General features: G+C 54.1%; 17 protein-coding genes and 1 pseudogene. 10 read left to right on the forward strand and 8 right to left on the reverse strand.

Annotated elements, in window-relative coordinates:
- From ACI2J2_RS00005 to ACI2J2_RS00015, 3 genes and pseudogenes are all read right to left on the reverse strand, one after another.
- Positions 1–632: pseudogene (locus ACI2J2_RS00005) on the reverse strand (transketolase); the annotation flags it as partial.
- A gap of 18 nt (positions 633–650) precedes the next feature.
- Entirely contained in the window at positions 651–1601 is a 951-nt protein-coding gene (gene tal, locus ACI2J2_RS00010) for a transaldolase (RefSeq protein WP_209638601.1), read from the reverse strand.
- A 283-nt stretch (positions 1602–1884) separates the two neighbouring features.
- Positions 1885–2478, reverse strand: coding sequence for a lytic polysaccharide monooxygenase (locus ACI2J2_RS00015; protein ID WP_404759157.1), 594 nt, complete (start codon positions 2476–2478; stop codon positions 1885–1887).
- A 405-nt stretch (positions 2479–2883) separates the two neighbouring features.
- On the opposite strand from ACI2J2_RS00015, the gene ACI2J2_RS00020 reads away from it, so the two are divergent.
- A complete protein-coding gene (locus ACI2J2_RS00020; protein ID WP_209638606.1) occupies positions 2884–3825 on the forward strand; it encodes a LysR family transcriptional regulator in 942 nt (313 codons plus the stop codon).
- 87 nt (positions 3826–3912) lie between these two features.
- Here the strand turns inward: ACI2J2_RS00020 and ACI2J2_RS00025 are convergent, their stop codons facing one another.
- A complete protein-coding gene (locus ACI2J2_RS00025) occupies positions 3913–5412 on the reverse strand; it encodes a glycosyl hydrolase family 18 protein (protein WP_404759158.1) in 1500 nt (499 codons plus the stop codon).
- Positions 5413–5708: 296 nt separating this feature from the next.
- Here ACI2J2_RS00025 and ACI2J2_RS00030 point away from each other — a divergent pair, with 296 nt between their 5' ends.
- The 5 genes from ACI2J2_RS00030 to maeB all read left to right on the forward strand — a co-directional run bounded on the left by ACI2J2_RS00030 (position 5709) and on the right by maeB (position 9522).
- Positions 5709–6035 carry a phage holin, lambda family gene (locus ACI2J2_RS00030; RefSeq protein WP_209638610.1) on the forward strand — a complete coding sequence of 109 codons (327 nt, stop codon included), beginning with the start codon at positions 5709–5711 and terminating at the stop codon, positions 6033–6035.
- Entirely contained in the window at positions 6025–6426 is a 402-nt protein-coding gene (locus ACI2J2_RS00035) for a M15 family metallopeptidase (RefSeq protein WP_209638612.1), read from the forward strand. The genes ACI2J2_RS00030 and ACI2J2_RS00035 overlap by 11 nt, the downstream gene beginning before the upstream one ends.
- Positions 6423–6806, forward strand: a complete 384-nt coding sequence (locus tag ACI2J2_RS00040) for a hypothetical protein (RefSeq protein ID WP_404759159.1) — start codon at positions 6423–6425, stop codon at positions 6804–6806. The genes ACI2J2_RS00035 and ACI2J2_RS00040 overlap by 4 nt, the downstream gene beginning before the upstream one ends.
- Positions 6787–6960 carry a hypothetical protein gene (locus tag ACI2J2_RS00045; RefSeq protein WP_209638616.1) on the forward strand — a complete coding sequence of 58 codons (174 nt, stop codon included), beginning with the start codon at positions 6787–6789 and terminating at the stop codon, positions 6958–6960. Before ACI2J2_RS00040 ends, ACI2J2_RS00045 begins: the two co-directional genes overlap by 20 nt.
- 282 nt (positions 6961–7242) lie before the next feature.
- Positions 7243–9522: an NADP-dependent oxaloacetate-decarboxylating malate dehydrogenase gene (gene maeB / locus ACI2J2_RS00050; protein ID WP_404759160.1), complete on the forward strand. Its 2280-nt coding sequence runs from the start codon at positions 7243–7245 to the stop codon at positions 9520–9522.
- Between the two features lie 47 nt (positions 9523–9569).
- Here maeB and mmuM read toward each other — a convergent pair whose 3' ends face one another.
- Positions 9570–10508, reverse strand: a complete 939-nt coding sequence (gene mmuM / locus ACI2J2_RS00055) for a homocysteine S-methyltransferase (protein WP_404759161.1) — start codon at positions 10506–10508, stop codon at positions 9570–9572.
- Positions 10498–11907 carry an S-methylmethionine permease gene (gene mmuP / locus ACI2J2_RS00060; protein ID WP_404759162.1) on the reverse strand — a complete coding sequence of 470 codons (1410 nt, stop codon included), beginning with the start codon at positions 11905–11907 and terminating at the stop codon, positions 10498–10500. The genes mmuM and mmuP overlap by 11 nt, the downstream gene beginning before the upstream one ends.
- A 191-nt stretch (positions 11908–12098) precedes the next feature.
- On the opposite strand from mmuP, the gene ACI2J2_RS00065 reads away from it, so the two are divergent.
- The 4 genes from ACI2J2_RS00065 (at position 12099) to ACI2J2_RS00080 (ending at position 18451) form a co-directional block, all read left to right on the forward strand.
- On the forward strand, positions 12099–12938 hold the full coding sequence (locus ACI2J2_RS00065) for a ChaN family lipoprotein (protein ID WP_404759163.1): 840 nt from the start codon (positions 12099–12101) through the stop codon (positions 12936–12938).
- Between the two features lie 196 nt (positions 12939–13134).
- Positions 13135–13899, forward strand: coding sequence for a cell envelope integrity protein TolA (locus ACI2J2_RS00070; RefSeq protein WP_404759164.1), 765 nt, complete (start codon positions 13135–13137; stop codon positions 13897–13899).
- A 56-nt stretch (positions 13900–13955) separates the two neighbouring features.
- Entirely contained in the window at positions 13956–16088 is a 2133-nt protein-coding gene (locus ACI2J2_RS00075; protein ID WP_404759165.1) for a S9 family peptidase, read from the forward strand.
- Positions 16089–16210: 122 nt separating this feature from the next.
- On the forward strand, positions 16211–18451 hold the full coding sequence (locus tag ACI2J2_RS00080) for a TonB-dependent receptor domain-containing protein (RefSeq protein WP_404759166.1): 2241 nt from the start codon (positions 16211–16213) through the stop codon (positions 18449–18451).
- 18 nt (positions 18452–18469) lie between these two features.
- Here the strand turns inward: ACI2J2_RS00080 and ACI2J2_RS00085 are convergent, their stop codons facing one another.
- Together ACI2J2_RS00085 and hemF are read right to left on the reverse strand one after the other, a co-directional pair.
- A complete protein-coding gene (locus tag ACI2J2_RS00085) occupies positions 18470–18925 on the reverse strand; it encodes a YaiI/YqxD family protein (protein ID WP_209638634.1) in 456 nt (151 codons plus the stop codon).
- Entirely contained in the window at positions 18925–19845 is a 921-nt protein-coding gene (gene hemF / locus ACI2J2_RS00090; protein ID WP_209638636.1) for an oxygen-dependent coproporphyrinogen oxidase, read from the reverse strand. The genes ACI2J2_RS00085 and hemF overlap by 1 nt, the downstream gene beginning before the upstream one ends.
- Positions 19846–19862 lie beyond the last annotated feature (17 nt).

Consider the following 19862-nt stretch of genomic DNA (forward strand, 5'->3'; position numbering starts at 1 on the left):
TGCCAGCCGTAGGCTTCAAAGCGCTCGGCGGTGTTGTCGGTGAACCAGCCTTCAACGTGACCGTCGATGGAGATGCCGTTGTCATCGTAGAACGCCGTCAGTTTGCCGAGCTTGAGGGTACCGGCCAGCGAGCAGACTTCGTGGGAGATGCCTTCCATCATGCAGCCGTCGCCCATGAAGGCGTAGGTGTGGTGGTCGACGATGTCATGGCCCGGGCGGTTGAACTGCGCGCCGAGGGTGCGTTCGGCAATGGCAAAACCGACGGCGTTGGCGATACCCTGGCCCAGTGGGCCGGTGGTGGTTTCAACGCCTGGGGTGTAGCCGTATTCCGGGTGGCCTGGGGTTTTGGAGTGCAGCTGGCGGAAGTTTTCCAGCTCGCTCATCGGCAGATCGTAGCCGGTGAGGTGCAACAGGCTGTAAATCAGCATGGAGCCATGGCCGTTGGAGAGGACGAAGCGGTCACGGTCAGCCCAGTGCGGGTTGGTCGGGTTGTGGTTCAGGTAGTCACGCCACAGGACTTCGGCGATGTCCGCCATGCCCATAGGTGCACCCGGGTGGCCGGAATTTGCTTTTTGTACGGCGTCCATGCTGAGTGCGCGGATGGCGTTGGCGAGTTCTTTACGAGAAGACATTACGGGACTCCAGAGTGATTACAGTTCAGCGGCCAGCATGTCTTCCAGCTTTTGCTGGTCAACGGCGAACAGGCGGATACCTTCAGCCAGTTTTTCAACCGCCATCGCGTCTTGATTATGTAGCCAGCGGAATTCGGCCTCAGCCAGCGGGGCAGGTTGGTGGAAGGCTTCAGTGGAAGGCGTCAGCTTACGCTCGACCGGTTGATTGCTGTGCTTAAGCTGTTCCAGCAGATTCGGTGCGATGGTCAGGCGATCGCAACCGGCCAATGCCAGGATCTGCTCAACCTTGCGGAAACTGGCTCCCATGATCACCGTCTGATAACGGTGCTGTTTGTAGTATTCGTAGATGGTGCGTACGGATTTCACGCCTGGATCTTGGTCGGCATCATAGTCAGCGGCAGGCTGTTTGGCCTGATACCAGTCATAGATACGGCCGACGAAGGGAGAGATCAAGTAGACCCCGGCCTCGGCGCAGGCACGCGCCTGAGCGAAAGAGAACAGCAGTGTCAGGTTGGTATTGATGCCTTCTTTTTCCAGTTCCTCGGCGGCTTTAATGCCTTCCCAGGTAGAGGCCAGTTTGATCAGGATACGTGACTTGTCGATGCCTTGTTCTTGATACAGACCGATCAGTTTGCGTGCTTTGGCAACGCACATGCCGCGGTCAAAGGAGAGGCGGGCATCCACTTCGGTGGAAATGCGCCCCGGTACGCTTTTCAGAATTTCGACGCCGATGTTCACGGCGAGTTTGTCGCTGGCGTTGATCAGTTGGGTTTCTTTGCTGCCACCCTGCTGGCGAGCATAGCTCAGGGCTTCGAGGATCAGTGGCTTATATTGAGGCAGCGCAGCGGCTTTCAGGATCAGTGAAGGGTTGGTGGTGGCATCTTGCGGTTCGAACTGGCGAATAGATTCGATATCGCCGCTGTCGGCCACAACCGTGGTTAGCTGCTTGAGTGCGTCTAATTGATTCATTTATAAGCTCCTTGACCAAACGTCAATGTAGGGAAATGAGAACGTTTTCCATCATAGGCTGAACACACTGCATCAGAAGCGTAATGATTAAAATGCGCTTTTTCTGATTGTTGCGATGGATAAGAACAATGGATCCCGTTCGAAGCCAGGCAGAGTAAGGCTTGTTAGCCATTGGCATGTGCCGAAAAGCGGCCTCATGGGCATGCGAGGGAGAGGCCTATGCGGCATCAGACAATAAAAAAGGGCCCAGCCTTGGCTGAGCCCTAGGGTATTCCTCTTCTTATTACTTGGTCAAATTAACGTCAATGGCCTGATAGAAGGCATTGGCCGTATCTGCTACATCCCACACGGCGAGGATGACGTGCGAACCGCTACGGTCTGCCGGTATGTTGCACTGGTGGGTGACCTGCGCACCAGGGATGGCACCCCCGTCGTTTTGCTGACAGAACGGTGTCAGATCAAACGAAGCGCGGGTCAGTGGCTGCGATGCATCCCAGTTTGGCTTGGTAATAAAATAACGCCAGCTGCTGGTGCTGTGACGTGCTGTCAGCGTCCAGGTGAAGGAGTTCGGGCCAGTATGCAGGTTGATCTTGTTCCAACGGGTAGGTGTTTGCTGATCCAACTCGAAGAAGGTGGATTTGTCGGCGCTGGCAATGTGCCCATCAGCCGGACCGGCCTGCGGGAAGCCTTTCAACCCTTCAACGCTTTGTGGTTCATATTGCACGCTGCCGCACTGAGTATTGAGCTGCAGTTTGCACTGATAGGCGCGGCTGGCGGGTGTTTCGACATAACCGTGGGCTGAAGCCTGTTGAGATACGCCGAACAGTGCCGCGCTCAGCAAACCAAGAGACATAAGGGTACGGGAAGTATTGTTCATAAGTCACTCCTGACTGAAGTTGTATTGTAAGTTGGGTTTATTTTCACCGGTAAAATGAGGGGTCATTAATGGAATTAAAAACATCATTCTTGGCGGCTTGATTTATTTTTACGCGTAGTCTCTCTCGTCAGGGTGGAATCTTTTATAGGCTATTAACTAAAATTGTTATGATGATTGTCTTTTATTTCTTTGTTGAATTTATTTAAACGCTACAGTCTAAAAAATCGATGCCATGATGAATTTTATTTAAAGGATTGATGAATACTCTTTCAGATGATTTTCTCTGATATGGAGTATATTGCTTGTGGTTTTACTTACTCTTGTGTGACTTGAACGACTTTACGCGCCAACCACTTGGGAATTTAGTGTCAATTTTTTCTTATTTTATGTCAAAGAGGAATTTGTATGACTAGATTATCCCTGGATGCGATTAAAATAATCAGCACCATCAAAAGTACGGGCTCTTTCTCAATGGCGGCGGAGGCGCTGCATAAAACGCCTTCGGCAATATCCTACCGTGTGTCCAATATTGAAAGTAAGCTCTGTGTGAAACTTTTTCATCGTAATGGCCCGATGATTACCCTAACAGATGAAGGGGAATTTCTGTTGCAGGAGGGCGGTTGGATTTTAAATGCGGTACAGGATCTCGAAAGTAGGGTAAGAAACATCCCCAAACTCGATAATAATATCCGCATCGTCGTCGATAATTTCTTTCCGTTAGAAACGATCACTCAGGATATCCGTGAGTATATTCAGCACAGCCCAAACGCCAACATTTCTGTGCAGCGAGAAGCACTGAACGGTACCTGGGATGCCTTGAAGAACAACCGGGCGGATTTGATTATCGCTATCGGCCAGATCCCGGACAGCGTGCAGGCGAAAACGCTGATGCTGGGCAAGCTGAACTTTGTGTTATGTGTCTCGCCTTCACATCCGTTTGCGGCGCAGAAAAAGCCGGTGGACAAAAACCAGCGGCTGAACGACATCGTGGTGGTGATTGCCGACAGCAGTCACGAATTGCCAAAGCGTAATCACGGCACCATGCCGTTACAGCGTCAACTGGTGGTGTGCGATGTTGAGAGCAAACTGGCGCTGTTGAAACGGGGTATTGGTCATGGTTTCTTGCCGCCAGCGCTGATCGAAAAAGAGTTGGCAAGTGGTGAACTGGTGACGGTTCCGGTTGATATGCAAAAAGGTGACGAAATGATTTGGCTGGCTTGGCATCCGGCCAGTAAAGGGGCTGGTTTTACCTGGTGGCATGAGCGCCTGACGCGTAAAAGCGACGTTTTTAGCCTGATGGGGCGCGAAGTCATACGTGATGGAGGTTACCCTTGGTGTAACAACTAAGGGAACAGTGACGAAGGGATGCGAAAATTAAACAATAAAAACCCCGTCGCCGTCGGCTACGGGGTTTTTTTATGGTGCAACCGGTTGTTATGCCACGCGGCCCACTTTCAGCCAGGCAGTATCCGAGCCAGGTACCGAGGTGATGTAACCCCATTTGGTCTGCCAGACATAGCCTTGATAAGACACTTGCGCACCTTGGTTATAGACGGTGCCGGCGACGTAGGCAGGCGCGCTCATGAACGGCAGATTACCGGGACCCACGCCGGTATAGCGCAGACCAGTGCCCATATCCAATTGGCTGTCATCGTAGTCCGCAGCATTGAAATAGCGGTCCAGCGAGGCCAGCAGGTCACCATTGCGGTTGTCCTGGCCCAGGTGCCAGAACATGACGCCACCCAGTTGCTGTTGTTTGATGTACTTAGCCTTGTACTTGAAGCTTTCGGCATCGTCGTAGGTGACGAACAGGCCTTTGGCCGCATGGTACAAGTACGGCGTTTTGGTTTTGTCGTTCCACAGGCGCTGATAACCGTAGTTGCCCAACAGCATTTGTTCCAGCTGACGATAAGAGGCAATGCGGGGATCTTTGTCGCGGACGCACTCTTCACACCCCACCAACCAGTAGTCGGTGCCTGGGAACGGATCTTCCCCCGGCGTGCTGTGAGTGCTGTACTGGCCGCCGTTGCTGCCGCTGACGCCTTTAAATGCGCGGCCGTAGAAAGGCACGCCCATAACGATTTTGCTGCTTGGTACGCCTTCCAACATCAGGTGTTGTTGTACCGCGGCGTCCACCGTCAGGCTGAATGGGCTAGGGAAGGCGCGAGTCAGTTCTTCCCAACTCCAACCCAGATTGGCTTCACGCAGTGCGTTATAGAAGGTTGGCCCGGCGCTGTCGCCGAACAGCCCGGCCTGATGGTTAGTGATTTTTTCCCATGGGCCCGCCAGATCGTAGGTCATCAGGTTGATGTAATCGAGTGAGGCGACGATCTGCGGCAGCTTGCTGTAATAACGTGACAGGAAGAATGCGCCGCCGGCACCGGCAATGGTCAGTTGATAAGGCAGTGCCTGGCGGCCATCGGCCAGGGTCTGCTGATTGAGCAGGGTACGGATCTCTTGCAGTGCAGCGACAAAACCATCCACTTCGCTGCTCTGCGGGTATTCCCAGTCAATGTCTACACCGTCAAAACCATAGTCTTTCATGATGCGGACGCAGGATTGCGCGAATTTGGTGCGTGACGCCGGGGTCTTTACCGCGTTGACATAGTTGGCGTGGGAAACGCCCAGATCGTTGGAGTAATACCAGCCACCGATGGAGAACATAATGCGCAGGTTAGGGTTATGCGCTTTTAGCGCCGTCAACCGACTGACGACATCGCGAGCTTTGACGTCATTGGTTGCCGGATCCCAGGCACATTCCAGATTGCTGTTAATGTCGAGAAACGAGAAATTAATGTGGGTGAGCTGCCTGGCCTTGGCCGGTGTAATGTTCGACACCGGGAAAGGCACGACTGAGGTATCAGATTCGGTATAGTTATTAATTTGGTTAGTTGGAATAAAGTAATAACCAATAACGGCTTTGCGTTCGGACATGGTATTTCTCCAGGTTGAGGTTTTTTGTTATTGAGAGTGAATCTCCCGCCGCTATTAATGTTTATTTTCAAGGTAAATAAAAGTCGAAATAAATCACAGTAAGGATGAATTTTTTCATCGAGCAGTGTCGTTATTTACTGGGCATTGTTGTGTCATGGTTGAGCGTGAATGAATTTGACCTTAGAGGCTGTATTTATTCATTTGCTTTGTTATAGCATCCTTAACTAGATTCTGATGGTACCGATATTCCACCGGCCGTGATTGGCATTTAATTAAAGTAAAATAGGAGTGTAGCTATGTCCAGCTTAGAGCCAGACGCTGTTGGCTTAATTATCCAGCGAGCATGTGAATATCTTCAGCCGGTGATGAATGCCATTTTGGCAGGCCTCATGGCGTTATTACACGGGGCCTATCGTAACGTGGGTATGCGGCGGCGGCTATTAAATGCAGGAATGTGCGCTTTATTGGCCTGGACGGTGCGCGATGCCTTGGCACTGGCCGGGCTGGAATTAAAATGGGCGAATCTTGCCAGCGTACTGATTGGCTTTCTTGGGGCCGATTATATCAGCGGTTTAATTAAAAAATTCATTGGAAATAAAACGGGGTTCAAAAATGATAAATGAAATAGAAGATATTCGCTTCACCGCCCGCAGCGAAGCCAATTTAGTGGGTGTTCACCCGGATTTGGTACGGGTGATTCGGTTGGCATTGCATTATTCGCTGGTGCCGTTTTCCATCACCGAGGGATTACGCACCATGGCACGTCAGCGTGAACTGGTGCGCGGGGGGCAAAGCCAAACGCTGAAAAGCCGTCATTTGACCGGTCATGCAGTGGATGTGGTGGCCATGCCCGCGGGTGTGGTGTCCTGGGAATGGGACTACTACGCGCAAATTGCTGTGGCAGTGCGTCGTGCGGCGCGCGAGTGTGCAGTCAACGTTGAGTGGGGCGGCGAATGGAAAACCCTGAAAGATGGGCCGCATTTCCAGCTTTCCTTTAGGGATTATCCGGCATGAGCGGTTGGTTAAGCAGGTTGTCACAAGGCGGATTGCTGCTGCTGTTGATGGTGGCAATTTGCCTCGGTGCATACAACTCACTGCTGTCGCACAGGCTGGATCTGGTGCGACAGCAGGCGAGCGAACAGCAAAAGACACTGGCGCAGCAGGCGGGGTTGATTGTCACACTGCAAACCCAGGATGCGCAGAACCGTGCGCTGATGGCGGCTCAACAGCAACAGGAACGTCAGCTGCGTCAGCAAAGCGACGTTTACCAGAGGAAATACCGTGAAGCGATTAAAAATGACGCCTGTGCTGGGCAGCCTCTGCCTGGCGCTGTTATTGAGCTCCTGCGCCCAACCGCCGCAGGCGGCAGCACCGGTGGTGCTGTTGCCCCCTGAGTCGGTGTTTACCCCGTGCGAACAGCCGCAGTTACTGGGTAACACCTGGGGCGATGCGCTGAGTTACACCCTGGCACTACAAACCTCGTTACAAATTTGCGCAGGCCGGGTGGCGACGCTCAATGCCTGGCGAGCTGAACTGCCGCTGCACTGACGGCCGTGTTTTTTGTCTCGTCCTGTGGTACTTCTTTTTTTACTTTTAAAAAACAATTTCGATCAAGGTTATGGGCCGCTTCAAAGTTTGTGACGTTTCTCTCACTATACTTAAAGGCTGTGCCCTGCCATTGTACGTGAGCGCCGCTGGCGGTCATTTGAACGCGCAACAAGGCGCGGCCATGGGGTTTGGTGGGCCAAATAAGCGGTGCGTACAGCCTCATAGCCTTAAAGGTTTACAAGTCTTACCTCAACATAAAAGCAAAAAGCATAGGAACCCATAATGGACGAACAGCTCAAACAGAGTGCGCTTGATTTCCACCAATATCCGGTCCCAGGCAAGATCCAGGTCTCCCCAACTAAGCCGCTTGCTACGCAACGCGATCTGGCGCTCGCATACTCGCCGGGCGTTGCTGCACCCTGTCTGGAAATTGCCGCCGATCCGTTGGCAGCCTACAAATACACTGCGCGTGGCAACCTGGTGGCGGTCATTTCCAACGGCACGGCAGTGCTGGGGCTGGGCAATATTGGCGCATTGGCCGGTAAGCCGGTGATGGAAGGGAAAGGTGTCCTGTTCAAGAAATTTTCCGGTATCGACGTATTTGATATCGAAGTGGATGAACTTAACCCTGACAAGTTGATTGACGTTATCGCCGCGTTGGAACCGACCTTCGGCGGTATTAACCTGGAAGACATCAAAGCGCCAGAGTGCTTCTACATTGAGCAGAAACTGCGTGAGCGCATGAAGATTCCGGTGTTCCATGATGATCAGCATGGCACGGCCATCATCACCACGGCTGCGGTGCTGAACGGCCTGCGGGTAGTGAAAAAGAACATTTCCGACGTGCGCCTGGTGGTTTCCGGTGCCGGCGCGGCGTCGATTGCCTGTTTAAACCTGTTGGTAGCCTTGGGGCTGCGTCAGCAGAATATTACTGTTTGCGACTCTAAAGGGGTGATCTATAAGGGACGCGACGCCAATATGGAGCAAACCAAGGCGGCTTACGCCATTGAAGATAATGGCCAACGTATGCTGGGGGATGCTATCCCTGATGCGGATATCTTCCTGGGTTGCTCTGGTCCGGGTGTGTTGACGCAGGATATGGTGAAAACCATGGCCAAGGATCCGCTGATCATGGCGCTGGCCAACCCAGAGCCTGAGATCCTGCCGCCGTTGGCGAAAGCCGTGCGTCCAGACGCCATCATCTGTACCGGCCGTTCTGACTATCCCAACCAGGTGAACAACGTCCTCTGCTTCCCGTTCATCTTCCGTGGCGCGCTGGATGTCGGCGCAACCACCATTAACGAAGAAATGAAACTGGCTTGCGTACATGCGATTGCCGATCTGGCGCTGGCAGAGCAGAGTGACGTGGTGGCTTCAGCCTATGGCGATCAGGACCTGTCATTCGGCCCTGAATACATTATTCCAAAACCTTTCGACCCACGCCTGATTGTAAAAATTGCGCCTGCGGTCGCCAAGGCGGCGATGGAGTCTGGTGTCGCGACGCGGCCGATTGAAGACTTTGATGCCTACGTCGAGAAACTGTCGGAGTTCGTCTATAAAACCAACTTGTTCATGAAGCCCATTTTTGCCCAGGCGAAGAAAGAAATAAAACGTGTGGTGATGGCAGAAGGTGAAGAAGAAAGGGTGCTGCATGCGACGCAGGAACTGGTGTCGCAAGGGCTGGCTTACCCTATTTTGGTGGGACGCCCGAGCGTAATTGAAATGCGGCTGAAAAAACTTGGTTTGCAACTGACGCCGGGTAAAGACTTTGAAGTGGTGAACAACGAGTCCGATCCGCGCTTCAATGAATACTGGGGCGAGTACTACCAGATCATGAAGCGTCGTGGCGTTTCGCAAGAGCAGGCACGCCGTGCGGTCATTGGCAACCCGACGTTGATTGCAGCCATCATGCTACATCGTGGTGAAGCGGACGCGATGATCTGCGGCACCATCGGCAGCTATCACGAGCATTACGATGTGGTAGAGAAAGTGTTTGGCTTCCGCGAAGGGGCACACGTCGCCGGGGCAATGAACGCGTTGCTGCTACCTAGCGGCAACACCTTTATTGCTGACACCTATGTCAATGACGATCCGACGCCGGAACAACTGGCAGAAATCACCCTGATGGCAGCGGAAACGGTGCGTCGTTTCGGCATTGAGCCGAAGGTGGCGCTGTTGTCCCATTCCAGCTTTGGTTCTTCGGATAATCCTGCAGCCTGCAAGATGCGTAAAACGCTGGAACTGGTGAACAAGATGGCACCGGAGCTGGAAATTGACGGTGAGATGCACGGTGACGCCGCGCTGGTCGAAAGCATTCGTAATGATCTGATGCCAGACAGCCCGCTGAAAGGGGCGGCCAACGTGTTGATCATGCCCAATATGGAAGCCGCACGCATTAGCTATAACCTACTGCGCGTTTCGTCTTCCGAAGGGGTGACCGTCGGGCCAGTGCTGATGGGGGTATCAAAACCGGTACACATTCTGACGCCAATCGCCTCGGTGCGCCGTATCGTCAACATGGTGGCCTTGGCCGTGGTGGAAGCGCAAACCGAACCGCTATAAGCCTTGAGTGACAATAAGCCCCCTGCGTTTCGGCGCAGGGGGCTTTTTTATGCCTTACAACGGGCGGCGATCTGATGGATGTCCTGCGGCGTCGTGCGGCAACAGCCGCCAATCAACCGTGCGCCTATACGTTGCCATTCGCTAATTTGATCAATCAGGTTGCCGTGCGCGCCACCACAGGCATGCCAGGTTTTGGTTACCGCATCGTAGTGTTCGCCGGAGTTTGGATAGACCAGCAGCGGCTTGTCAGCCAGTGCGGCAAACTGCTGCAGCGCTGGGGTGACATTTTCCAGTGCAATGCAGTTAACGCCGATAGCCAATACCTGCGGATTAGCGTGCAGTGCGGCCATGACCCTGGTTAACGGCGTACCGTCGCTGAGGTGTTGGCTGTCACGCAGGGTAAAGGCAAACCATGCACCGAGCGTTGGGAATTCGTGTAGCAGGGCCAACAAGGCCTGCAGTTCACCAAACGACGGCAGGGTTTCACAGGCCAGCAAATCAACCCCGGCTTCGGCCAACGCTTTGACGCGTGGGCGGTGAAAGGCCATCATTTCTTCCTGCGGCAAGGCGTAGTCACCGCGATATTCGGACCCGTCGGCCAGATAAGCCCCGTAGGGGCCGACCGACCCGGCGATCAACAGCGGTTCCGCCTGCGGTTGTTGTGCCAGATAGTCGTTGCGTGCCTGCTGCGCCAACTGCACGCTTTTGGCGATCAACGCCAGGGACTGTGCGTGATCCAAACCGCGGCGTAAAAAGCCGTGTGGGGTGGCCTGGTAGCTGGCGGTGATAGCGCATTGTGCACCCGCGTTGAAATAGTCGAGATGAACCTGATAAATCAGTTCAGGGTTCTCAATCAGGACTTTTGCCGACCACAGGGGATCGCTGAGATCGCAGCCGCGCGCCTCCAGTTCGGTGGCCAGTGCCCCATCTAAAATCAGCGTGCGCTGAGTGGCTAATAAGGTCGCGACAGGGTTGTTAACCGACATGATTGTCTCCCAAAGAGGTTGTTTGCCCGCTGCGGCGGGTCAGATAATAGGCGGCGTAGCACAGGGCCACAAACGGCAAGCCGCAATACAGTGCAATGCGTTGTTCCGGGTCGAATGCCAGCCCGACGCAGGCCAGCAGGCACAGCGCAAAACCCAGGATCGGCGTTAACGGATACCCCGGAGCGCGGTATTTCAGGCCACCGATCGGCTGGCCGCTACGCAGGTAATGGCGGCGGAACGCGTAGTGCGACGCGCAGATACTTAACCAGACCACCACCACCGCAAAGCCGGAGATTGCCGACAGGGCAACAAACACCGTGTCTGGTGCGATTACGCTGGTCAGCAGGGCCAGCACACCGCCAAGCATGCTGAAGGTCAGGGCATTAATGGGGATGCCGCGTTTATTGACGCGTGAGAAATAGGCCGGCAGGGTGCGTTGGTTGGCCAGCGACCACAGCATGCGGCCTGACGCGTACAGGCCCGAGTTAGCGGCAGACAGGATGGCTGTCAGGATGACAAAATTAAAGATATCGGCAGCATAAGGGACACCGATGCGTTCAAATACCAAGACAAACGGGCTTTTGACAATCCCGGCCTGATCCATCGGGATCAGCGCAGCCAAAATAAACACGGTACCGATAAAGAACAGCATCAGACGGATCACCGTGGTGCGTATTGCCCAAGGGACCACCTTTTCCGGGTTTTCTGTTTCGCCGGCGGCAATACCGATAAGCTCGGTGCCGGAGAACGCGAAGTTCACCGCGACCATGGTCATCAGGATCGGCAGTGTGCCGTTTGGCAGCCAGCCAGAGGCGGTCAAGTTATGGAGGAAGGGCGCAGGAGTGCCGTCTTTCATCGGCAGCACGCCGAACATTGCCGCACCACCGAGGATAATAAATGCCAAAATGGTGACCACTTTGATCAGCGAAAACCAAAATTCGCTCTCAGCAAAGAACCGGGTAGTGACCACATTGAGCAGGAAAATCGCCGCGCAGAAGATCAAGCACCACAGCCAAACTGGCGATTGCGGAAACCAGTACTGCATGCAGAAACCGGCGGCGGTCAGGCTGGAACCCAGCGCTACCGTCCAGGTGAGCCAGTACAGCCAAGCCACGGTATAACCGGTTGCCGGGCCAAGATAGCGGGAGGCGTAGACATGAAAGGCGCCGGTTTCCGGCATCGCTACCGACAGCTCACCCAGGCACAGCATCACCAGATAGACCACCAGCGCACCGATCAAATAGGCTAGCAGGGTTCCGAGGGCACCGGTAGTCGAGATGATATAACCGGTGTTGAAGAACAGTCCGGTACCGATGACACCCCCCAGCGACAGCATCACCAGGTGACGGGCTTTCATGGTGCGTTTGAATTGCCCTTCGGCGGGAACAGGTGAGTGCATGATATTCTATCCGTATAGACGTCTAAGCAGCTAAATGGCTATTGGTTATACCTGCAATACCTCATGAAATCAATGTGAGACCAAAACCATAGCGTAAAAATAGTTATCGGCATCTCAGGATAGGTTATCGCCTATATGCAAATGATAATTATTATCTATAATGTCGCCACTTTTTATTACAGGGCAGCATCATGAGATTTTTGATTTTACTGGCCGCGCTGGCGCTCGGTGCCTGTAGCCAAACTCCCGTTCCAACGCAAAAAAATACGCTTGCCGAACGGGGGAAAATTACCGACTTGCGCAGTGGGGAAAACCTGACGCCTGACCAGCTATTGGCCCGACTGTCTGCCGAGCAACGGGTGATTGTTGGGGAGAAACATGACAACCCTTACCACCATCAGATTGAACAATGGTTGGTCCAGCAATTACCTCGGCAGCGGCCACAAGGCAGCGTGCTGATGGAAATGCTAAACCCGAACCAGCAGGCTAAGGTGGATCAGGTGAAACACTGGCTGCAGTCAAATCCGACGGTGCGTGACAGTCGTGTAGCAGAGCTGATTGATTGGCAGCCAGGTTGGAAGTGGTCGCTGTACGGTGATGTGGTAATGGCGGCAATGCGCGCGCCTTATCCACTGTGGTCTGCCAACCTGGATCGTAATGAAATCATGGCATTTTATCAGCAGCCGAGTTTCCCGCAGGGGAGGTTGTCGGTGCGGCCAGTGGTACAAAAAGCGCTAGAGGAAACGATTCGCACCTCACATGGCGGAAATATCGAACCTCAACAATTGCATGCGATGCTGGCAATCCAGCAGCAACGCGATCGCCGTATGGCCGAACGTATGTTGGCCGCACCGACGCCGGCGTTGCTGATTGCCGGTGGTTATCATGCGTCCAAATCGGTGGGGGTGCCACTTCACGTGCAAGATCTGCAACCGGCAGCGCTGCCGACGGTATTGATGCTGGCAGAACCCGGTGTGCAGGTCGATAAACAGGTGGCAGATTATCTGTGGATTACCCCGGCCGTGAAGTAATGAAACCATTACCGGTGCCTTTCAAGTTGCAGCGCTGTTTGTTGCAACTTGAAATTCATAGAGTAAACACGGCGAAAAGAACTGTTAATAACAGTTACAAATGATTATCATTAGCAAATGTGATCTGCAATCATTCGCGATTAAGTATTCTAATGTCCCTATGTTAAGTCAGTCTTTATTTTATCCGGTCGTTGCTATGCCGCAGCCGCGTTGGGTGCGTGGTTTTTTGTGTGCGATAGCGGCCCACGTCGCGCTGGTATTGGTGTTTTACTGGCCGTCACAGCCATTGCCGATGATGCAATTACCTCCGCCGGCAGTGATGATGAGCTGGGCGGAGCAGGTTGAGGCACCGGAAAGCCCCAAGCCACTACCGCTGGGTGTGCAACAGGCGGAATCCTCTGCGGCGCAACCGGCTGAGCAGCAGGATCAACCTGATTTACCGACGTTGGCGCGCGCCGAAAAGACCAAGATTGCCGTGGCAGAAAAAAAACGCACGGAACACCGGCCGCCGCAGAAAGCCCAGCCGAACCCGGAAGAGCAGGCCAAAGAGATGCGTCATGCCGCGGCCTCCAGTGCTGCTGCGCCAAAGGCGCAGAACATTGCCCGCCAGACCGCTGCACCGCTCAACAGCGATTCCAACAGCAGCGTTCAAGCCAAGCTGTCATGGGAAAGCCGGGTGAAAGGCTATCTGAACAACATTAAACGCTATCCGCCAGATGCTCGCAGTCGTCGACGTACCGGCATGCCGCAGGTGACGTTCCGCGTTGATGCTCAGGGCCGAGTGTCGGAGGTGACACTGTTGGTTCGCTCGGGCACCGCGTCACTCGATCGTGAAGCGCTCGCCGTGGTAGAGCGGGCGCAGCCGTTGCCCGTCCCCCCGTCTGACATGTTACGAAATGGCTCCGTCAGCGTGACGATGCCGATTGATTTTAATCTGGCGGCGTTGAATGCCGGCAAATAACACCTGCAGGGGTTATCCCAACGGGGTACCTGCAGCTCCAAACTTCGTGAGGGATTATGAATCACCCGCTGTCGTCCAATAAGCAGTGTCGCCTGGTCACCGCTTTCGTGCTTTCGTTCGGATTTTTAAGTTCTGCGGTCGATGCGCAGCCACAACCGCCGCAGGCAGAAAAAGTGCCCAAGCTGCTGGTTGCGCAGGGGGAAACACGCACCGATGACTATTACTGGTTGCGTGACGACAGCCGAAAGAACAAAAAAGTGCTGGATTATCTGACGGCGGAAAATCGCTATACCGAACAGATGATGCAGCCCTATCAAGCACTGCGCGATAAGCTGTATCAGGAAATGCTGGGCCGCATTAGCCCGGAAGACCGTTCGGTGCCTTATCAATTGAACGGCTACCGTTATCAGGAAAGCTACGCAGCCGGTAAAAACTTCGCGCTGTATCAACGGCAGGCACTGACTGCCGATGCGCCGTGGCAAACCTTGCTGGACGCCAATCAGCGTGCGGCAGGCCATGATTATTACCGCGTCGGCGGGATGGACATCAGCCGAGACAACCGGCGTATGGCGGTATCTGAAGATGTGCAGGGGCGCCGCCAGTATCGGATTTCCCTGCAGGATATTGCTGACAAACGTTGGGCGCCGGAAGTGATAGAGAACACCTCCGGCAATATGGTGTGGGCTAACGACGGCAAGACGCTGTTCTATGTGCGCAATCACCCGCAAACCTTGCTGCCCTATCAGGTTTACCGGCATACGTTTGGCACGCCGGTAACGGAAGATCAACGGGTGTATCAGGAAGACGATGCTGCGTTCTATCTGAGCCTCGGTAGCTCCGCTTCCCGTGACTACGTCATTATCACTATCAGCGGCAATACCACCTCTGAAGTGCGTCTGATCGACGCCAATCGTCCGCAACGTGCGCCGCAGTTGTTTGCGGCCCGGCACAGCGGGCGTGAATATTATCTCGATCATTATCGTGGCGAATTCTATCTGCGCTCCAACCACCAAAGCCCGCATTTCGGTCTGTATCACACCGCGTCTGCGCAGCAACCTTGGCAGACGCTAATTGCACCACAGGAAAAGCGTGAGGTTGAAGGCTTTACTCTGTTCCGTGATTGGCTGGTGGTAAAAGAACGTGGCGATGGATTGGTGCAATTGCGGCAGATGAGCTGGGACGGTAAGACCCAACGCAGTATTCCGTTTGACGATGCCAGCTACATGGCCTGGTTGGGTTATAACCCCGATCCTGACAGCGATCGCTTACGTTACGGTTATTCGGCGATGACAACCCCAACCCGTACCTACGAGTGGGATTTGAATAAGGGCAGCCGAACCTTACTCAAGCAGCAGGACGTGAAAGGCGTTGACCCGAGCTTGTATCACAGTGAGCGGGTGTGGATCAGCGCGCGCGACGGTGTGAAGGTGCCGGTCTCGCTGGTCTACAACAAGGCAATGTTCAAGCCGGGCCACAGTCCGCTGTTGGTGTACGGCTATGGTGCTTATGGCATGAGCATGGATCCGGCCTTCAGCGCGAATCGAATCAGTTTGCTGGATCGCGGTTTCGTCTATGCGCTGATTCACGTACGCGGCGGCGGAGAGTTAGGGCAAAACTGGTATCAACAGGGAAAACTGACCCATAAGCCGAATACGTTCAGCGACTTTATCGACGCCACCCAAGTCTTGATCAAGGATGGCTATGGCCAACCGGGCCGTATCTACGCCATGGGGGGCAGCGCGGGTGGATTGCTGATGGGGGCCGTGATCAATCAGGCGCCACATCTGTATAACGCGGTGGTGGCGCAGGTGCCTTTCGTTGATGTGGTGACCACCATGTTGGACGACAGTATTCCATTGACCACCGGCGAGTATGAAGAGTGGGGCAATCCGAACGAGCCACAGGCCTACGCGCTGATGAAGTCTTACAGCCCGTATGACAACGTGCGCAAGCAGCATTACCCGAACCTGTTGGTGACCAGCGGCCTGTATGATTCGCAGGTTCAGTATTGGGAACCTGCCAAGTGGGTGGCGAAGCTGCGACAGTTTAAACAAGGGGATTCGTTGCTACTGTTGTCCACCGATATGACCGCAGGCCACGGCGGTAAATCGGGCCGTCTGGCACGGTTGGAAAACAGTGCGCTGGAGTACGCTTTTATTCTGGCGATGGATCAACAGGCGCAGAAATAATATCTAACGCCGCAGTAAGCTGCGGCGTATTAAAACAATAACAATATTTACCGTCTTTTGGGGCGGGGATTTTTGCTGGGCATTGTCGGCCATCAAACCTTTTTGGCAATTTCTGGGGATATATGAAAATTAAATTAATAGTAAGCCTGATCGGCGCGGGAATAGCGCTGAGCGGGGGGGCGGCAGCTGCACAGAGTGAGGCAAAAGAGGGCAGCGGTAAGGTGGTTTTCAGTCCGTTAAATGTGTCAGCGGCAGACAACAGTAACAGCAGTGAAAGGGACGCGTTGGAGAAACCGGGGGCGTTCAGTTCACGTGGGGAAAATAAGAATCTGGAATCGGTAGACAGTATTCTGCGCAGCATGCCGGGTACCTATACCCAAATCGATCCGGGCCAGGGATCGGTCAGCGTCAATATTCGCGGTATGAGCGGTTTTGGCCGGGTTAACACCATGGTAGATGGTATCACTCAGAACTATTACGGCAGCTCGCCGAGTGATGCCGCGCACGGTGGTTTACCTACCAGTCAGTTCGGTGCGCTGATCGATCCTAACTTTATCGTCGGCGTTGATGTGGCGCGTGGCAATGCGACAGGGTCCGCCGGGGTGAACGCGCTGGCAGGCAGCGCCAACTTCCGTACCATTGGCGTGGACGATGTGGTGTTTTCCGATAATCCCTTTGGTATACGCACCAAATTTTCTGTGGGCAATAACGGCATTGGCCGCAGCGGCATGGTTGCCGTGGGTGGAAAAACCGATGCTTTTGGTGATGGCGGTAGCCTGGGCGCGATGGCGGCCATCAGCGGCAGTTCCATCACGTCTAATTATAAGAACGGTTCGGGTTTCGACAGCGAAGCCTTTAATGTCGATAAAACCTATCGCCAGAACCCAAAATCTCAATTATTCAAAGTGGATATTAAACCTGATGCCTTTAATAGCATCGAACTGTCAGCCAGAACCTACCAGAATAAAATAACCCGCCGTCATATCGACAGTAATGACTTTTATATTAAATACCACTATGCGCCTTTTTCTGAGCTGATTGACGTTAACCTGACCGCCAGCACCAGCCGCGGTGAACAGAAGTTCATGTCGGACAATATGGCGGGGTTTAGCGACAGCAAAGCCAAAAATATCTCGGACGCGCTGGATTTAAATAATACCAGCCGTTTCAGCCTGCAGGAGGTCGATTTTGCCTTCAGCTATGGCGGTAAGCTGATCCGCAATGAATACAAGAAACACGCTTCCGGGCTGGTGACGGATGAGAACCAGGCGGAAAGCTCCCCGGTGGGGATCGCGGGCAAACAAAATATTGCCAGCCTTTACAGCGGGCTGCAGCTTAACTATGGGATTTGGCAGAGCAACGTTGATCTGAACTATAGCTCTTATGACATTTCCGGCTATAAACCCGCCTGTGATGAGCGTGTGGCTTGCTTCCCGCAGGGGGCCAGCAATATCAATTTGAAAGAGCACGGTTTTAACCCGTCGGTGCTGCTGTCAGCACAGGTGACGCCGTGGCTGCAGCCGTTTGTCAGCTACAGCAAATCCATGCGAGGGCCGAATATTCAGGAAGTCTTCTTTGCCAACAGCGGCGGGCAGTCGATGAATCCGTTCCTGAAGGGTGAAACCGCAGAAACGTACCAGGCGGGGTTCAATGCCAATGCGCATGATCTGTTGTTTAAGCAGGACAGCTTCCAGCTCAAAGCCGTGTATTTTGAATCGAAAATCAAAAACTACATTTCCAGCCAAAGTTACATGGTGTGCAACAATCGGCAGAAGTGCAATCGCAGCCAGGCGACGGCGCAAGAGTGGGAAGATGCGAGCCCTGACGTCGCCATGACCATGTACAGCAACGCCTACGAGCCGGTCTGGTCAAGCGGGGTTGAAGTGGAAGCGATGTATGACGCCGGATTTGCTTACACCAAATTGTCTTTGAGCAAGGAACACACCAGCCAGCCGACCAATCAGGCCAGCAATGTGTTCGGCGCCGGCGACATCAGTGAATTGCCGGAGCTGTATTTTACGCTGGACAGCGGGGTGCGCCTATTGGATGAGAAACTGACGCTGGGCGGGTTGGTGAAATATACCGGCAAGGCGGTGCGTCTTTCCCCGGATTCCAACGTTGATGAAAATGAGCAGTTGCTGAAGGAACCGGCGCCGCATATCCCGACCGTTATCGATCTGTACAGCACCTACCAGTTTAACCGTAACCTGCTGCTGAAATTCAGCGTGCAGAACCTGATGGACAAAGATTATTCGGATGCCCTGAACAAGATGAATTCGCTGCCGTCTCAGTCACAGGATTTCACACCGACCAACACCGCCCGCGGTCGAACCTATATCTTCGGCGGGGAGGTGCGATTCTAACCTAGAGTACGGGCGCAATTACTGCGCCCGTTTTGCCTGCTGTAACCACTTGTCCAGCTCGTTGGCGAACTGCTGACGGTCACGCTGGTTCAGCGTATTTGGGCCACCGGTCTGGATACCGCTGGAACGCAGCGTATCCATAAAGTCGCGCATGTTCAGGCGTTCACGAATGGTGTCCGGCGTGTAGCGTTCACCGCGTGGATTCAGCGCCACCGCCCCTTTCTCAATCACTTCCGCTGCCAGCGGGATATCGGCGGTGATCACCAGATCGCCTTTCTCGCAGCGGCGCACGATTTCGTTATCCGCTACGTCAAAACCGGCCGCCACTTGCAGCGTGTGGATATGCTTCGACGGCGGCGTTCTCAGTGGCTGATTGGCCACCAACGTCACCGACATGGCGGTGCGATCCGCCGCGCGGAACAGCACGTCTTTGATCACGTTCGGACACGCGTCCGCATCAACCCAAATCTGCATTATTCAGGCTCCTTCAGCCAATCGCGTACCGGCAAGAAATCGCGGTACAGCGCCGCTTCCGGGCTGCCTTCTTCCGGTTGATAATTGTATTCCCAGCGAACCAGCGGCGGCATCGACATCAGGATGGATTCGGTACGTCCGCCGGTTTGCAGGCCAAACAGCGTGCCCCGGTCCCAAACCAAATTGAATTCCACATAGCGGCCACGGCGATACAGTTGGAACTGGCGTTCGTTATCGCCCCAGCTCAGCGTTTTGCGTTTTTCTACGATCGGCAAATAAGCATCAAGGAAGCCTTCGCCCACCGCCTGGGTAAAGGCAAAACAGGTGGCGAAATCCGGAGTGTTCAGATCGTCAAAGAACAGACCGCCGATACCGCGCGCCTCGTTGCGGTGTTTGATAAAGAAATAATCGTCGCACCACTTTTTATATTTGGGGTAGACCTGTTCACCGAAGGGCGCGCACAGCTGTTCGGCGGTACGATGCCAATGGACAGCGTCTTCTTCAAAGCCGTAGAACGGCGTCAGATCAAAGCCGCCGCCAAACCACCATACAGGTTCTTCACCGGGTTTCTCCGCGATGAAAAAACGCACGTTGGCATGGCTGGTGGGAATATAGGGGCTACGTGGGTGGATGACCAGCGACACGCCCATGGCCTGGAAGCTGCGACCGGCCAGCTCAGGACGGTGTGCGGTAGCGGAGGCCGGCAGGGTGGCGCCGGAAACGTGTGAGAAGTTGACGCCTGCTTGTTCGAACACCGCGCCGTCGGTCAATACCCGGCTGCGGCCACCGCCGCCTTCTTCACGCGTCCAGCGGTCTTCGTTGAAAACGGCACCGCCGTCGGCTTGGGCTAATTGCGTGCAGATGCGATCCTGCAGTGCCAGCAGGAAGGATTTTACTTCTGCGATGGTCGATAAACTCATACGGAATAATTCACAGC

The sequence above is a fragment of the Serratia sp. NPDC087055 genome (genome assembly GCF_044900985.1).
In the GTDB taxonomy this organism is placed as follows: domain Bacteria; phylum Pseudomonadota; class Gammaproteobacteria; order Enterobacterales; family Enterobacteriaceae; genus Serratia.

Coding starts and splice junctions, on each gene's coding strand:
- tal (WP_209638601.1), bottom strand. CDS start 1,601: ATGAATCAATTAGACGCACTCAAGCAGCTAACCACGGTTGTGGCCGAC.
- ACI2J2_RS00015 (WP_404759157.1), bottom strand. CDS start 2,478: ATGAACAATACTTCCCGTACCCTTATGTCTCTTGGTTTGCTGAGCGCG.
- ACI2J2_RS00020 (WP_209638606.1), top strand. CDS start 2,884: ATGACTAGATTATCCCTGGATGCGATTAAAATAATCAGCACCATCAAA.
- ACI2J2_RS00025 (WP_404759158.1), bottom strand. CDS start 5,412: ATGTCCGAACGCAAAGCCGTTATTGGTTATTACTTTATTCCAACTAAC.
- ACI2J2_RS00030 (WP_209638610.1), top strand. CDS start 5,709: ATGTCCAGCTTAGAGCCAGACGCTGTTGGCTTAATTATCCAGCGAGCA.
- ACI2J2_RS00035 (WP_209638612.1), top strand. CDS start 6,025: ATGATAAATGAAATAGAAGATATTCGCTTCACCGCCCGCAGCGAAGCC.
- ACI2J2_RS00040 (WP_404759159.1), top strand. CDS start 6,423: ATGAGCGGTTGGTTAAGCAGGTTGTCACAAGGCGGATTGCTGCTGCTG.
- maeB (WP_404759160.1), top strand. CDS start 7,243: ATGGACGAACAGCTCAAACAGAGTGCGCTTGATTTCCACCAATATCCG.
- mmuM (WP_404759161.1), bottom strand. CDS start 10,508: ATGTCGGTTAACAACCCTGTCGCGACCTTATTAGCCACTCAGCGCACG.
- mmuP (WP_404759162.1), bottom strand. CDS start 11,907: ATGCACTCACCTGTTCCCGCCGAAGGGCAATTCAAACGCACCATGAAA.
- ACI2J2_RS00065 (WP_404759163.1), top strand. CDS start 12,099: ATGAGATTTTTGATTTTACTGGCCGCGCTGGCGCTCGGTGCCTGTAGC.
- ACI2J2_RS00070 (WP_404759164.1), top strand. CDS start 13,135: ATGCCGCAGCCGCGTTGGGTGCGTGGTTTTTTGTGTGCGATAGCGGCC.
- ACI2J2_RS00075 (WP_404759165.1), top strand. CDS start 13,956: ATGAATCACCCGCTGTCGTCCAATAAGCAGTGTCGCCTGGTCACCGCT.
- ACI2J2_RS00080 (WP_404759166.1), top strand. CDS start 16,211: ATGAAAATTAAATTAATAGTAAGCCTGATCGGCGCGGGAATAGCGCTG.
- ACI2J2_RS00085 (WP_209638634.1), bottom strand. CDS start 18,925: ATGCAGATTTGGGTTGATGCGGACGCGTGTCCGAACGTGATCAAAGAC.
- hemF (WP_209638636.1), bottom strand. CDS start 19,845: ATGAGTTTATCGACCATCGCAGAAGTAAAATCCTTCCTGCTGGCACTG.